Origin of the sequence: Qingshengfaniella alkalisoli (assembly GCF_007855645.1) — a bacterium.
Taxonomy (GTDB): Bacteria; Pseudomonadota; Alphaproteobacteria; order Rhodobacterales; family Rhodobacteraceae; genus Qingshengfaniella; species Qingshengfaniella alkalisoli.
Map to the genome: position 1 here is coordinate 501,867 of NZ_CP042265.1, position 14,991 is coordinate 516,857.

14 protein-coding genes are annotated in these 14,991 nt (G+C 60.4%); 7 read left to right on the forward strand and 7 right to left on the reverse strand.

The features are described from left to right. Positions 1-52: 52 nt before the first annotated feature. The 7 genes from FPZ52_RS18755 to FPZ52_RS18785 are packed head-to-tail and all read left to right on the forward strand — an operon-like array spanning position 53 to position 7,123. Positions 53-859 carry a DeoR/GlpR family DNA-binding transcription regulator gene (locus tag FPZ52_RS18755; RefSeq protein WP_146367108.1) on the forward strand — a complete coding sequence of 269 codons (807 nt, stop codon included), beginning with the start codon at positions 53-55 and terminating at the stop codon, positions 857-859. Between the two features lie 25 nt (positions 860-884). Beyond that, positions 885-1,880 carry a rhamnose ABC transporter substrate-binding protein gene (rhaS, locus tag FPZ52_RS18760; protein ID WP_146367109.1) on the forward strand — a complete coding sequence of 332 codons (996 nt, stop codon included), beginning with the start codon at positions 885-887 and terminating at the stop codon, positions 1,878-1,880. Positions 1,881-1,934: 54 nt separating this feature from the next. Continuing rightward, complete coding sequence (locus FPZ52_RS18765; protein ID WP_240804527.1) at positions 1,935-3,470, forward strand: sugar ABC transporter ATP-binding protein; 1,536 nt, start codon at positions 1,935-1,937, stop codon at positions 3,468-3,470. Further along, positions 3,467-4,450, forward strand: a complete 984-nt coding sequence (locus FPZ52_RS18770) for an ABC transporter permease (protein ID WP_205758648.1) — start codon at positions 3,467-3,469, stop codon at positions 4,448-4,450. Before FPZ52_RS18765 ends, FPZ52_RS18770 begins: the two co-directional genes overlap by 4 nt. Positions 4,451-4,452: 2 nt before the next feature. Beyond that, positions 4,453-5,448 carry an ABC transporter permease gene (locus tag FPZ52_RS18775; RefSeq protein ID WP_146367164.1) on the forward strand — a complete coding sequence of 332 codons (996 nt, stop codon included), beginning with the start codon at positions 4,453-4,455 and terminating at the stop codon, positions 5,446-5,448. Next, on the forward strand, positions 5,448-5,762 hold the full coding sequence (gene rhaM, locus FPZ52_RS18780; protein WP_146367165.1) for an L-rhamnose mutarotase: 315 nt from the start codon (positions 5,448-5,450) through the stop codon (positions 5,760-5,762). Before FPZ52_RS18775 ends, rhaM begins: the two co-directional genes overlap by 1 nt. A gap of 2 nt (positions 5,763-5,764) precedes the next feature. Further along, positions 5,765-7,123 carry an FGGY-family carbohydrate kinase gene (locus tag FPZ52_RS18785; RefSeq protein WP_146367110.1) on the forward strand — a complete coding sequence of 453 codons (1,359 nt, stop codon included), beginning with the start codon at positions 5,765-5,767 and terminating at the stop codon, positions 7,121-7,123. On the opposite strand, the gene FPZ52_RS18790 is transcribed toward FPZ52_RS18785, so the two are convergent. The 7 genes from FPZ52_RS18790 to FPZ52_RS18820 all read right to left on the reverse strand — a co-directional run bounded on the left by FPZ52_RS18790 (position 7,124) and on the right by FPZ52_RS18820 (position 14,720). Then, positions 7,124-8,437 (reverse strand): FtsX-like permease family protein, encoded by a 1,314-nt coding sequence (locus tag FPZ52_RS18790; protein ID WP_146367111.1) that lies wholly within the window; start codon positions 8,435-8,437, stop codon positions 7,124-7,126. It abuts the gene before it with no gap. Further along, a complete protein-coding gene (locus FPZ52_RS18795) occupies positions 8,430-9,101 on the reverse strand; it encodes an ABC transporter ATP-binding protein (protein WP_146367112.1) in 672 nt (223 codons plus the stop codon). Before FPZ52_RS18795 ends, FPZ52_RS18790 begins: the two co-directional genes overlap by 8 nt. Continuing rightward, positions 9,094-9,513: a hypothetical protein gene (locus tag FPZ52_RS18800; RefSeq protein ID WP_146367113.1), complete on the reverse strand. Its 420-nt coding sequence runs from the start codon at positions 9,511-9,513 to the stop codon at positions 9,094-9,096. Before FPZ52_RS18800 ends, FPZ52_RS18795 begins: the two co-directional genes overlap by 8 nt. A 67-nt stretch (positions 9,514-9,580) precedes the next feature. Beyond that, entirely contained in the window at positions 9,581-11,080 is a 1,500-nt protein-coding gene (locus tag FPZ52_RS18805) for an alkaline phosphatase (RefSeq protein ID WP_146367114.1), read from the reverse strand. A 99-nt stretch (positions 11,081-11,179) separates the two neighbouring features. Continuing rightward, positions 11,180-12,085, reverse strand: coding sequence for a DUF2950 domain-containing protein (locus FPZ52_RS18810; protein ID WP_168201425.1), 906 nt, complete (start codon positions 12,083-12,085; stop codon positions 11,180-11,182). Between the two features lie 5 nt (positions 12,086-12,090). Continuing rightward, positions 12,091-13,341 carry a DUF3300 domain-containing protein gene (locus tag FPZ52_RS18815; protein ID WP_168201426.1) on the reverse strand — a complete coding sequence of 417 codons (1,251 nt, stop codon included), beginning with the start codon at positions 13,339-13,341 and terminating at the stop codon, positions 12,091-12,093. A 71-nt stretch (positions 13,342-13,412) separates the two neighbouring features. Then, positions 13,413-14,720 carry a replication initiation protein gene (locus FPZ52_RS18820; protein ID WP_146367117.1) on the reverse strand — a complete coding sequence of 436 codons (1,308 nt, stop codon included), beginning with the start codon at positions 14,718-14,720 and terminating at the stop codon, positions 13,413-13,415. Positions 14,721-14,991 lie beyond the last annotated feature (271 nt).

Below are 14,991 nucleotides of genomic sequence, written 5' to 3' on the forward strand. Positions count from 1 at the left end.
ATGATTGACAGGGATCGTTTTACGGACAAAACTGAGCATAAGGGAGAGGATCATGCACGAATCGGAACGCCACAGGGTCATTTTATCCGCCGTTCAGGCCAAACCGGTCGTGACCGTTGCGGAAATGGTCGAGATGACCGAAGCGTCCGAGGCGACGATCCGCCGCGACATCGCAACCCTTCATATGCAGAAAAAACTGCGCCGTGTGCGCGGAGGCGCTGAATCGTTGACGCCGCCACAGTTCGTTGGATTGGCAGGTCGCCCCTTCGCCCTGAACCAATCGGTCAACATTGCGCAAAAACGCGCAATCGCGCGGGCCGCGGTCGAGATGTGCGACGAAGGCGACCCGATCATCATCAACGGCGGCACGACCACCTTCCAGATGGTCCATCCGCTCGCCAACAAGCGCTGCCAGGTGTTCACCAACTCGTTTCCGATCGCCGAGCATCTGCTCAAGCACACGAAGAACACCGTGATGCTGTCTGGCGGCACGATCTACCGCGAACAGAACATCGTGCTCAGCCCGTTCGACAATGACGTGACCCGCAATTTCTATGCGCGGCGCGTCTTCATGGGCTGTCAGAGCATTGGGCGTCTTGGCGTCATGGAACAAGACCCGCTGATCATTCAGGCGGAAGAAAAGCTCATCGGCCAAGCAGATGAAATCGTCGTTCTGGCCGACAGTTCAAAGTTCAAGCGCAGGTCCAGCCTGATCCTGTGCGCACTAGACCGGATCACCTCCGTCATCACCGATGACGGGATCGAAGATGCCCATGCTGCCATTCTGGAGGCCGCAGGGGTTGTGCTGACCGTGGTGCCAACCGCTGCCACGGATAAAGAGGATGCCCGCGCCAGCTAGGCCGGGATGTAACTGGGAGGAAGACATGAAAACCCTGAAAACACTTGTTGGCGGCCTGACGCTGGGCGCGGCGCTGCTTGGCTCCACCGCCGCCATGGCACAGGACGATGTCCGTATCGCGCTGGTTGTCAAATCGCTGGGCAACGGGTTCTTCGAGGCCGCCAATCGCGGCGCGGAAGAAGCTGCCGAAGAACTCGGCAACGTCGAAATCATCTACACCGGCCCGACATCGACCACCGCCGAAGGCCAAATCGAAGTCATCAATTCGCTCATCGCGCAGCGCGTGGACGCCATCGCGATTTCAGCCAACGATCCCGACGCAGTCGTGCCTGCGCTGAAAAAGGCCATGCAACGCGGCATCACCGTGATCAGCTGGGACTCGGGCGTCGCCCCGGAAGGTCGCCAGATGCACCTGTCGCCCTCCTCGAACGAACTGATTGGCCAGACCATCATCAAGCTTGCCGCCGATGAGCTGCCCGAAGGCGGCCAGGTCGCCGTTCTGTCCGCAACCTCGACCTCCACGAACCAGAACATCTGGATCGAGGAAATGAACAAGGTCATGGACCAGTACCCCGACATCGAAGTCGTCGGCACGGTCTACGGCGATGATCTGGCAGATAAATCATACCGTGAAACCCAGGGTTTGATGCAAACCTATCCCGATCTCGATGCGATCATCGCACCTACATCCGTGGGTATCGTCGCTGCCGCGCAGGCCGTTGCCGACGCGGGTAAGGTCGGCGAAGTCAACGTGACCGGACTTGGCCTTCCGTCCGAGATGGCAGGCGCAATTGAATCGGGCGCATCCAAATCCTTCGCAATCTGGAACCCCGTCGATCTGGGCTATGCCACGACCATGCTGGCCTATGACCTGGTACAAGGGGCCGAGGCCGCTCCGGGCGCGGAACTCAACATGGGCCGCATGGGCACCGCGACGCTGGACGACAACAACGAAGCGGCGATGTCCGAGCCCTTCAAATACGACGCCAGCAATATCGACGAATTCAAAGACGTATTCTGATCGTCACGCGGGACCGGCCACTCCGGTCCCGCCCCACCTACAGGCAGACAGAACATGGCAATAGAAGAACAGCCGGACAGGGCTGCGCCGGATGACCTGCGCCCTGTTCTCGAACTGAACGGCATTACCAAGGAATTTCCGGGTGTGAAGGCGCTGTCCGGCGTCGATCTCGCGCTCTACCCCGGTCAGGTGACTGCACTGATCGGCGAAAACGGTGCGGGGAAATCGACGCTCGTGAAGGTGCTGACCGGCATCCACCAGCCGACAGCCGGCGAGATCCGCGTGGATGGCACGCCCACGAACTTTCCCGGCGCGACCGCCGCAGCACAGGCCGGCGTGACCGCGATCCACCAGGAAACCGTCCTGTTCGATGATCTGTCCGTTGCCGAGAACATCTTCCTCGGCCATGCGCCCCGTGCCCGGTTCGGCCTGATCGACTGGAAAACGATGAACCGCCGCGCGAAGGACATCCTGACCCGCGTGGGTGCCGATATCGACCCAACCATCAAGCTGCGCGAACTGGGCATCGCCAACAAGCACCTCGTCGCGATTTCCCGTGCACTGTCGGTCGAGGCCCGCGTCGTCGTCATGGACGAACCCACCGCCGCGCTCAGCCAGAAAGAAATCGAGGAACTTTACGACCTGGTCGAGCGCCTGAAAGCCGACGGCAAGGCCATCCTGTTCATCAGCCATAAATTCGACGAAATCTTCCGCATCGCCGACCGCTACACCGTTTTCCGGGACGGCCAGATGGTCGGCAGCGGCATGATGCGCGACACCACCGAAAACAAGCTGGTCGAACTGATGGTTGGCCGTTCCGTCGATCAGATCTTCCCCGCCCGCAGCGGCAATCCGGGGGACGAGGTGCTGACCGTCGCAGGATACAGCCACCCGACGGAATTCGATGACATCAACTTCACCCTGCGCCGCGGCGAAATCCTCGGTTTCTACGGTTTGGTCGGCGCGGGACGATCCGAGTTCATGCAATCGCTGTTCGGCGTGACGAAGCCGTCCAAAGGCGCACTGAAAATCGACGGTCAGGTCGCCGTGGTCCGGTCGCCCGCCGAGGCCATCCGCCAGGGCATTGTCTATGTCCCCGAAGATCGCGGCAAGCAGGGCGCGATCCTCGATATGCCAATCTTTCAGAACGTAACACTGCCGTCCCTCGGGAACATATCGAAGAACGGCTTTCTGAAACTGGCCGAAGAATTCAAGCGCACCCGCGAATACACCGAACGGCTGGATCTGCGTGCCGCCGCGCTGGACCAGAACGTTGGCAACCTGTCGGGCGGCAACCAGCAGAAAGTCGTGATCGCCAAGTGGCTTGCCACGCAGCCCAAGGTCATCATCCTAGACGAGCCGACCAAGGGTATCGACGTCGGATCCAAGGCCGCCGTCCACGAATTCATGGCCGAACTGGCTGCAGCGGGCCTGTCGGTCATCATGGTCAGTTCCGAAATCCCCGAAATCATGGGCATGTCCGATCGCGTGATCGTCATGCGCGAAGGCCGCATGGCCGCTGAACTTGACCGCGCCAAGCTGTCCCCCGAAGCCCTTGTCCGCGCCGCCGCCGGTCTGGAGGCCGCATGATCACCAAGCTATTCAAATCCCGTGAAATCATCCTGCTGGCCGCGATCCTCGCGCTGATCGTGCTGGTCGAAACACGTTTTTCAGGCTTCGCAGCGCCGTCGAACCTCGCATCGGTCTTCAACGACACCTCGATCCTGATCATGCTGGCGCTCGGCCAGATGGTCGTGATCCTGACCCGCTGCATCGACCTGTCGGTCGCATCGAACCTCGCGCTGACCGGCATGGTTGTCGCGATCCTCAACAGCACCATGCCGGACCTGCCCGTTGTCGTGCTGATCGCGCTGGCGATTGGCATGGGTCTGATCATGGGCGCGTTCAACGGCATCCTTGTCTGGAAGCTCGACATCCCGCCCATCGTCGTGACGCTGGGCACGTTGACCATCTATCGCGGGCTGATCTTCCTGATCTCGGGCGGTGAATGGATCAACGCGCATGAAATGAGCGGTGGCTTCAAATCCCTGCCCCGCATGGAAATCCTTGGCCTTCCGGTGCTGGGCTGGATCGGCATCGCCGTGATCGGGCTATTCCTCCTGCTGACCACCCGCACCAGCCTTGGCCGCGCCTTCTTCGCCGCCGGCGGCAACCCGCATGCGGCTGTCTACACTGGCATTTCGGTTGGGCGAACGCGGTTCTGGGCCTTCACCATCTCCGGCGGTCTGGCCGGCCTGTGCGGCTATCTTTGGGTGTCGCGCTACGCCGTGGCCTACACCGATGTTGCGGGCGGGTTCGAACTGGACGTCGTCGCGGCCTGTGTCATCGGGGGCATCTCCATCGCGGGCGGCATCGGCAGCGTCGGGGGCGCCGTCCTTGGCGCACTGTTTCTGGGCGTCATCAAGAATGCCCTGCCGGTGGTCGATATCTCGCCTTTCTGGCAACTCGCCATTTCCGGCGCTGCGATCATCATCGCCGTTGCCTTCAACGCCCGGTCCGAGCGGACCAAGGGCCGTGTCATCCTGAAATCCGCGGAGCACACCTCATGAGCATGACGGACGCCACCCCGCGCCACATCCCCGACCGGCTGAACAGCCGTGCCAACCGATTGCTGCGCAGTTGGGAATCCCTGCTGCTGGCCGTCGCTGTCGCGATCTTTCTGGCGAACACCTTCGCCTCGCCCTATTTCCTCGACCCGTGGAACCTGAGTGACGCCAGCTTCAACTTCACCGAGAAAGCCATGATCGGCTTTGCCATGGCGCTTCTGATCATCGCGGGCGAGATCGACCTCAGTGTCGCGGGCATCATCGCCTTGGCATCCACCGCGATGGGCTATGCGTTGCAATTCGACGTGGGTACGGTGGGCCTTGTGACAATCGGGCTGACTGTCGGCCTGGCGTGTGGGCTCTTCAACGGCCTGTTGGTCACGAAAATGGGCCTCCCGTCCATCGTCGTGACCATCGGTACGATGAGCTTGTTTCGTGGCATCGCCTACATCATCCTCGGCGACGAGGCCTTCAACGGTTACCCGTCCAGTTTTTCCTTCTTCGGGCAAGGCTATGTGTTCTGGGTGTTCACGTTCGAGTTGCTTGTCTTCGTCCTGCTCGCGCTGATCTATGGCGTCGTGCTGCACGCCACCAATTTCGGTCGCCGCGTCTATGCCATCGGCAACAACCCGACCGCTGCCGTCTTTTCCGGCGTCGAAGTCGACAAGATCAAGATGACGCTCTTCGTCCTGACCGGCCTGATGTCCGGCATCGCGGCGATCTGTCTAACCTCGCGGCTCGGCTCCACCCGACCATCCATCGCCTATGCGTGGGAACTGGAAATCGTCACCATGGTCGTGCTGGGCGGAGTGTCCATTCAGGGCGGTTCGGGCAGCATCGTCGGTGTCGTCATCGCCGCGCTCGTGATGGGCATGGTCACCTTCGGCCTGGGTCTTCTGAACGTGCCGGGCATCGTCATGTCGATCTTTATCGGTGCGCTGCTGATCGGGGTTATCGCCCTGCCCCGTCTGATCACACTGATCCGCTACGGGAGGGTATGATGGAAAAATACGCCTTCAAGATGAAGCTGAACCCCGGCCAGGAAGCCGAGTATCAGCGCCGTCATGACAAAATCTGGCCGGAACTGTCTGCTCTGTTGAAGGACGCGGGCGTCAGCGATTACTCGATCCATCTGGACCGCGAGACTTCGACGCTTTTCGCGGTGCTGTGGCGCAACGACGATCACAAGATGGAAGACCTGCCCGCGCATCCCGTGATGCGGAAATGGTGGGCACATATGGCCGACATCATGGAAACCCATCCCAGCAACGAGCCGGTGGCAACGCCCTTGCTAACCGTCTTTCATATGCCGTGACCATGCCCAGCATCGCAGTCATCGACATCGGGAAAACCAATCTGAAGGTCGCGCTGGTCGATCCCGGCACGCTGCGCGAAACCGAGGTCCGCAAGCGGCCCAACGCCGTCCTGTCGGGCCCGCCCTATCCGCATTACGACATCGACGGACATTGGTCCTTCATCCGCTCGGCGTTGCGCGATCTCGCACGATCGCACGATATTCAGGCAATCTCCATCACCACCCACGGCGCCACCGCCGCACTGGTTGATGCGGCTGGCAATCTGGTCCTGCCTATCCTGGACTATGAATTTGCCATCCCAGATGACATCCGCGCAGACTATGCCACGCTGCGCCCTGCCTTCACGGAAACCGGATCACCCTTTCTGCCGCTCGGCCTGAACATCGGTACACAGCTCTACTGGCAGTTCCGCAAATTCCCGAAGGCGGCAGCGGCGCACTACATCCTGACCTATCCGCAATTCTGGGCCATGCGCCTGACAGGCGTGGCGGCATCGGAGGCGACATCGCTTGGCTGTCATACCGATCTCTGGAACCCGATTGCGGGCGCGCCATCATCGCTGGCCAAAAGCGAAGGCTGGGCCGATCTGTTTCCCCCTTTGCGCAAAGCCGCCGACATACTGGGTCCGCTGAAACCTGATCTGGCCGCCGATATGGGCCTGCCCGATGACACCCCCGTTCTGTGCGGCATCCATGACAGCAACGCCTCGCTCTACCCGCATCTGTCGGCCCGCGACGGCGCGTTCTCAGTCGTTTCCACCGGCACCTGGGTCGTCAGCATGGCAGTCGGCAGCAAGCCGGTCACTCTGGATCCAGCCCGCGATACCCTGATCAATGTAGACGCCCATGGCCAGCCGGTGCCCTCTGCCCGCTTCATGGGCGGGCGGGAATTTGAACTGACCAAAGACGACGCACTTGCCGATCCCACGACCGAAGATCGCGCGCAGGTGCTGACGAAAGGCCTGTTCCTCTTGCCATCTGTCGTCACGGGGTGCGGCCCCTACCCCGACCATTCTGCGAGATGGGTCGGCGCGTCCGACATCGCCGGGCAACGCGTGGTCGCGCTATCCTATTATCTGGCGCTTATGACCGCGCAATGCCTCGACATGATCGGAGCGGACGGCCCCACGCTGGTCGAAGGCCCCTTCGCCGCGAATGAGGACTACCTGTCCATGCTGGCCAGCGCGACGGGTCGCGGCGCAATGGCGGTTGAAGGCTCCAGCACCGGCACGTCGACGGGCGCGGCCATGCTTGCGCTTTCACCGGGAACATCCGCCCCTATACAGATGCGTAGCGCCCAACCCGATCCGTCGCTCGCCCGCTATGCCGATCACTGGCGCGCCGAACTGGCCAAGGATTGATCAACCCCGCAAGCTGCGCAGCACCGGTTGGCGCAGCACGGCCAGCGCAGGCAATAACGCCGCAACCGCACATAGCGAAATGAACCCCGCAGTCAGATGAAACTCCGGCCATCCCGGACGGGCCGGCATCAGCACACCCGTCCGCGCGGAGATCACCTCGCTCAGCCCTGCCGCCGCGGCATAGCCCAGTCCAAGCCCGACACCCGCGCCGACAACGATCAGCCCCATCGCATAGGACCAGAAAACCGTGCAAATGAACCGCGACGGCGCACCGATCGCACGCAGCACGGCCATGTTCTTCTGAAACAGCCGCGCCATGATGAACAGCGCCAGCAGCACCGATGCGCTCACCAAGCCCTGTGTCAGCAATGCCATCAGCGACATCGCCTGACGGACATCGCCCATCAGCCGATGCAGCTCCGCCAGCACCGTTCCGGGAAAGAAGGCCATCGTATCGCTGCGACTGTCGAATGCACTGCGCAAAGCGTATAGCGTCGGCAAGGACGTCGAGTGGACAACCACCGCCGGAACGCCGGGCATGTAATCCGGATCGAAAGGCGGGCCAAGCTGTTCTCCTCGCTCCGGCGCGTGCCCGTTGGCCAGCCCGTGAACCTCCCAAACCGCTTCGATCGGCACCAGTATCGCGCGATCCCAAGGGGTTCCGGTTGGCTCCATCCGGCCCACGACCTCGAACTCATGCCCGCCATGCGCATGATCATCAGCGGCATCACCATGACCATGCGCGGGCACGATGTGATCGCCCAGGACCAGATTGACCGACGCCCCGATCACCGCTTGATCGTGATTCTCCCAGATCGCGCCCTCCACGCCACCACCTGTCAGATAGTCGACGAACGCGGCCGTCGTCCCAACGATCGACAGGCCGTGGAAACTGTCGCCGAAAGCCAGCGGCGCGGCAATCTCGACATCATCATGCCCGGCGATCTCCGCCCAGACATCACCGCCCAGAAGGGGCACTGCGTTGGGTTGCAGATAGACCGCCGACAGCATCGCCGTCACCTCGCTACCCGGTGCGGCGATGACCAGATCGAACTTGTCCGCCGCCTGTGCGGTCCCTTGCCGCAAAGCCCGCTCCTGCGACAGCAGGCCGATCCCCAATCCAACCGAAAGCGCGATCAGCAGAACGAAGGCCAGATTGGTCCAAAAGAACCGTCGGAACAGGCCGATTATCAGTGGAAGCGGCGCAAAGCCCCGCAGCAGCACACCGGCCAGCACCACAAGCGGTGCCAGCAGACCGCACAGGAACAGAGCATCCTGGGTCAACGGGGAAAGCGACTGCCAAAGATCAGACAATACGACCGCCCTCCATCACCAGGACCCGGTCCATCCGGCGAAGCAACCGCTCATCATGGCTGACGACAATGATCGTTTGCCCGGAACCATCGCGCAGTCGCAACAGATCCTCGATCAACCGATCGCCGGTCGCGCGGTCCAGATTGGCGGTCGGTTCATCGGCCAGAATGACCCGTGGCTTCGCTGCCAGGGCTCGCGCAACTGCCACCCGCTGCCGCTCGCCGCCTGAAAAGCTGTCCACGCGACGTCCCGTATCGGACAGGCCGAGCGCCGCAAGTTCTCGTTCTGCACCCTCGCGCAATGCAGCTCTCTGTGCCCGAGTTCGAAACATCGCCTGCACAGCCGCATTGCCGCGCGCATCCATTTCCTCGAACAACAGGAAGTCCTGGAAAACGATGCCCATATGATCCGCACGAAATGCTGCCCGTGCATCGGGAGGCAAAGACACGATATCCGTTTCGCCCCACAACACCCCGCCTTGCATCCGCGACGTCAGACCTGCCAGGACAAACAGCAAGCTGGACTTCCCGGCACCCGAAGCGCCGCGCAAGCCAACTGCCTCGCCTGCGGCAACGGTCAAACGCGGAATGGTCACGATATCCCGGCCCCTATCGCCGGTTAAGACCAGATCACACACGTCGAGCGGCAATCCGGCGTCACGCATAAGTTGCGTCCGTCAATCTCACCATGCTCAGAAAGCCGGTATCTTCATCCGTTTTCGAACCAAGCTCAAGCACACCGCGCGCCATGATTTTCACGTTGAATGGAATCACGTCGACAATGCGCTTCGTATAAACCGCAAGGATATCATCGGGCCATTCAGCTTCCGTTTCGCAAAACGGACAAACAGACATCGGCATTTTTGTCAGCACAAAGAACCTGCTTTCCGCTTTCAGGGGCGGCGCCATGAACCCGTCCACCGAAATGCGCGTGCCTTCCAGTTCCTTCGCAAGATCCGAAAAGCTCTGATCCCGGTTATACAATTCGCGCAGCTTGATGCTTTCGCCCTGTGCAAAACCCGGTCGCGCCAGAAACACGGCACCGCTGGTTGCGATGAATCGGCGTCTGTTCAGCATGTTGTCATCTTTCAAGCCAAAGGCGCCCCGACCGGATCGGAGCGCCCGTAATTGATCGCACGGGTTATTATTCTGCCTGCACCGCGTGGTTCATCACGTGGAAGATATAGTTCTGTTCGATGGTTCCGTCGAACAGATGCGCCCATGGGCCTTTGGCATAGATCGCCACGTCTTCACCCGAATGCGATTCCGAGGATTTGGGGATCAGCGCCTGCTGGACGTAGTCGACATCGGTTGCCTCGTCCTGCGTCAGGTCAGGACGCGAACCGGCGTAGCTGCCGTCTTCCTGCTCCACCAGAACCGAGCTCGACCCGTTCAGATACCCGACAACGGTATAAGGCTTGCCGTCATCGGCCAGAACCGGTTCACCGTTATGTTCGATGCCTTCATTGTCGATGTCCATGCACAGGCCCAGGATCGGCGTGCCACGGCCGCAATACCCGTTCAGCGCGATAGAATGTTCGTGATCAGCAGTAACGATGATCAGCGTGTCCTCGTCATTCGTCAACTCGTCCGCCATGGCCACAGCTTCGGCGAAGGCCAGGCCATCGGTTACAACACGGGCGGCGTTGTTGGCGTGGTTCGCATGGTCGACGCGACCTGCCTCGATTTCAAGGTAGTAACCATCTTCGTTGTTCTGAAGATATTCGATCGCCATCCTGGTCATGTCAGCCAGCGACGGCTCGCCTTCCGGATCACGGCCGGCCTCATATTGCATGTGACTGTCTTCGAACAATCCCAGCACAGGCGTCGAGCCGTCCAGGTTCAATCCTTTCGCCCCTTCGAGATTCCAGACATATTGCACACCCAGATCGTTGGACGCACGCGCAATCAGGTCGGTGCCGTCAGCACGAACGCCCTCACCGCCTTCATCTGTCGCCGTGCCTTCCGGCACGAAGTGACGACGCCCGCCGCCCATCGCGAAGTCGACGACACCGGCTTCCATCTGGTCGACAAGTTGTGTCGCGATATCCTTCTGCGCGGTGCAGTCTTCTGGAACGGAGTCTTCCCAATTGCGGTGCGCCGTCTTCGCGTACACACCTGCGGGCGTGGCATGGGTCAGGCGCGCTGTCGAAACCACACCGACCGACTTGCCCGCTTCGGACACGATTTCGGCAAAGGTCGTCAGTTCGTTGCCCTCAACCGTAGAACAGTCGCCGGTGATGGCGTTTTCATTCAGGTTGATCAAGTTGAAGCGCTGCTTCACGCCCGTGTTCATCGCACCCGCAGTCGGGGCCGAGTCCGGCGTCTGCGCATTGATGTTGTAAGTCTTCACCAGCGCGAGGTTCGGGAACGTTTCATAGGGCAGTACGTGGTCATCACCCATGCCGCCTTCCTGCTGACCAGCGAACAGACGTGTAACATAGTTGGTGCCAACCCCGTTGCCGTCCGCAACCAGAAGGATAACGTTCTTGGCCGTACCGGTGATCGGCTGGCGCTCCAGCATCTGCTGAAGCACAGCGTCAGCGTCCGTGAACCAGTCGCTGCCCGCCTGCGGCAGATCCTGAGCATGGCTGGCCGACGCAGTCAGCGCGGCAACCGTCGAAATCGCAAAGAAGCGTTGCATGTCCCTTTGTCCCCGTAATTGATAACACAGGGCGTTCTCTAGGATTGCCGCGCTACAGTTTCGTGACGGAAAAGCGACTGTTCTATGTCGGCCTGTGGATTACCTGTCCGCTACGGGCACCCACGCCCCATCCGGGTCGAAGCTTTCAATTGCATTGGCAATGCTCAGCGTGTCCTCGCCCAGATCAGCCTCCAGCACGATGCCGTTTTCCGATACCATGAAGCTGGTGATCCCCGTCACGCCGTATTCCGCCGGATACGCCAGAAGTGCATGACCCGCGACCTGGTTGCCGTTGATCACATAAGACATCGCGCCGCCGGGTGCATTTTCGCCCTGCTCCGTCAGGATATGATAGTAATATCCCAGATACGGCTCCGGCTCCTGCACCCCATCTTCGGTGGTGTAGCCCGTTGCCGCCGCCTGCGCGACCAGATCGCCCACAGGGCTGTCGTCCCGTTCCGGCCAGAACAGCCCGTCGCGTGTGCCTTCGCTGGACAGGATGTGACCCGCGAATTCCATCACCCCGTCACCATCGGCATCGATTAGACGGTATTCGGCCTGCAACAACACATAGGCCCGCATCAGATCAATCACATCCAGCTCGTTGCCGCCGATCTCGCGAAGGGCCATTTCATCCCTGCCCGCCTCGACATCAAATCCCCATTTGCCGCTGTCAGTGCGGGTCAACGGGATGGGGAATGGCCAGTCCTCATCGCCCAGGTGCAGGACGACGGGGCCGCTGGGGTCGATCTCGAACCGATGGCCCTCGCCATACATCTCAACAAACAGCAGGCGATTCTCGTCGTCGAGCTTCGGATCGCCCGTGCTCAACAAGTCGGCCGACCCCTCGCCGACAACCGCTGCCGCCGCATCGATCGGCTCCTCCGAATCCAGCGCATCGATCAATGCCTCAAGTGCCGCTTCAGGGGTATCGTATTCCTGCGCGGAGACCTGGGACACTCCGCAAGCCAGCATCACGCCAGCAAGATAAACTGCAACACGCATCCGACTCATCTCCTCTTGATCTTGCCGCCATGCGGCCTGGCCCGGACCTTCGCGGCCTTGGCATGCGATCCCGAACCCGCCTTGTGGATGGCGGATTGGGCCCGAGGGTGTGCCGACGCCTTCTTGATCGCTGGCGCCTTCTGTTGAATCGCGCTTCGGTTGACTGCCTTGGGCTTCTTGATGTTGCCCGGCTCAGGTCGCTTGATATTGGCCTTCTTCGCCGCAGTCCCGGCAGCAGGTGCCTTCTTCTTGATCTTCTCGACGCCCGCCGCATGAGCGCCAGCACCTGCCGGACGGTCGGGGCGGTTCACCGGTTGCTGTTGCAGCTTCTTCTGTAGCTCGGCACCGCGCGCCTCATCCTTCTTGATCGGCAGCCTGGTCTTGCCACTTTCATCGCGGCGCGCTGCAATCTTCTCATGCGCCCTTTCCTTCTTGGCCGGATCAGGTTTCCAGCCGATATCGTTGTCCTTGATCTTCTCACGCACATCCTTGCGGTTGATGTCGATGTCGTTGCCGCGAATAACGTTACCGTCGATGTTGATTTCCGGATCGCGGATGATCGGACCATCATCCCAGCCCGCACAATGGCGACAGCCCCAGTAATCGTCCCAGTCATCGTCGTCGTCGAAAATCGCATCCATCAGCGCGAAGGTGCCAAAGCCCACCGCGCCCGCGATCAATGCGTCATCGAGCGATGAATCGTAAACCACATTCGGATCATAGCTCGGCACATAGACCTTCTGCGGATCGGACGGTGCGATCACGACGTTGTCGTCGTCATCCGTTTCCACGACCTGTTCGTCGTTGCTGACCAACGCGCCGGTATCAATGGCCTGATCGCGCATCCGCTGCACGGCGGCCATCACATCGTCTTCCTGGGCCATCATCGCGTCGCCCAGCGACTCGGTCCATTCGATATGATCCGACATCTCGCCCAGCACATCGGGAAACGCCGTCGCCAGAACGGTCACGCTTTCGTCCAGCCCCTCATCCGCCAGATCGGACTTGATCGTGCCGATATCAGCGCCTTCTTCGCTTTGCAGCAGGCGTTCCGCCTTCACCACATCCAGCGGGCTCGCCGCCGCAATCAGAATCTGCACCAGCAATGTATCGGGATAAAGCGCCACAGGCGCAACGAGCGTATCCAGATCGGAATCGCTCAGAACCGTGTCATCTGCCGCCGCCTGATCATCTTGAGCTAACGCTTGTCCGGCAATCAGCGCGGCCGCCGCAGTCGCCAATAGTAGTTGTCGCATGCCTTGAATCCTCCGCATGATCACAACCGACTATGCGAGTGCTTCACGTTTCAAGCAACAAGGTTGTCATGTTAAGAGGTTGAAACCCCGTCGAACAGTCCGGGATCGAGATCCTCCCAGAACTCGAAGATGGCCCGTGCATTCAGCGCCGAAGCCCAGCCGAAACGCTGAAAATCCTCGCGCTCCAGGTCACCGTTCAGTCGCGATAAAAACAGACGCCGGTCCGCGTCACGCTGCGTCGGTGTCCGTGCGGCGGCGGTCTTCTGAACCACGTCCATCTTCGCGGCACGTACGCGACGTTCCGCGCTGATCGCCGCGTCCCTCGCGTTCTGGGCGTCGACGCGCGCTTCGTTCTCGACCTTCTTGGCAGCCAATTGGGAAATCGTCGCCTGATCTGGTGCCACCGTCGCCGGTTTGTCTTTCCGGAAATCTTCGCGCAGCGCAGCCGACAAGTAACGGACCGGGCTTTTGACCCCCTTTTGCGACGACACATAAGTCAACTTGTCCTGAACATAGTCTTCACCATGCTCACCGATCCACTGCCGTGCCAGCCGGTCGCTGACCCCGAGGCCACGCAGCCGTTTATATACCGGCCCAAGGCGCACGGAATCCTCGTCGTCGATCTGGAACATCGGAAGCTGTCGATTTTCCTTGATCAGGAAACGGATATCCGTGACCGAACGCCCCTGTTTGCGAACCTCGGCTTCCACCTCGATATTTGACGTTCTGTTCACTTCCGCCACGGCCGGCTTGATGATCTTGGCGTTCAGATGTTTGTAAACTTCGTAGTAACTTGATCCATCAACGCCCATTAAACGCCGGAAAAGATCAAGAGGCCACCAGCCCGTACTACCCGTGCGCACAAAGCGATAGCAGTTTTCGTAAAGTGCAAGCGCGTGGCCGCTGGTAAACCGCCGCTGGATATTCAGGTTTATCAGCGCGAAGACTTTCGGATCGTTCAGTTTTTCCGCCAGCGCGGGCGAATAGGCATATTCACACACCCCGCCCTTCAGTTTCGCATAGCTCAACAAGGCAGATACGCCCCATTCCTGCTCGCCATCCTCGCCGAGCATGTCCCACTCTGCGACCGTCTCCGCCAGCCCGCGCAGCGACGACTTCAACGTATCCATGTCATTGGAATTGTATCCTATCATCAGACACAGTGTCCGCGCATCGATGCGATGCTTGGTCTTGGTCGTCAGATCGTCATAGGCGTTCAGCAGCAGCACATTCGACAACTTGCGCTGCAACAATGTCAGCTTGCCCGAGACATGGATCGCCGCCACATTCTTTTTCACCGACGACCGCCGTAACGGTCCGGTCAGCATTTCGGACGGAATTTCGGCGTCCCTCGCGGCCGATCCGCTTAACCTGTTCATCAGCTTGCCTGCTCGTATTTTTCGTTGCCCTGATTGTCCCAGAAAAGGTGCCTTCTGCCAAGAATTTCATAGGTACCCATTTACAGGGTCGCGGTTTATCGCAAAGGTGCCAACTTACGGGAGCTGGGTTTCTGATCCATGTCCGAGGTGGCTGTTTCCGGTTCGGCAGGTGCCCCCCCGTGTGCGGCAGATTCGCGATGTTCGCTCCTTTCCCGCATCTGGGACCCGGAATCACCGCGAATCGGAACCCATCCTCCCGAAGACGGCGACC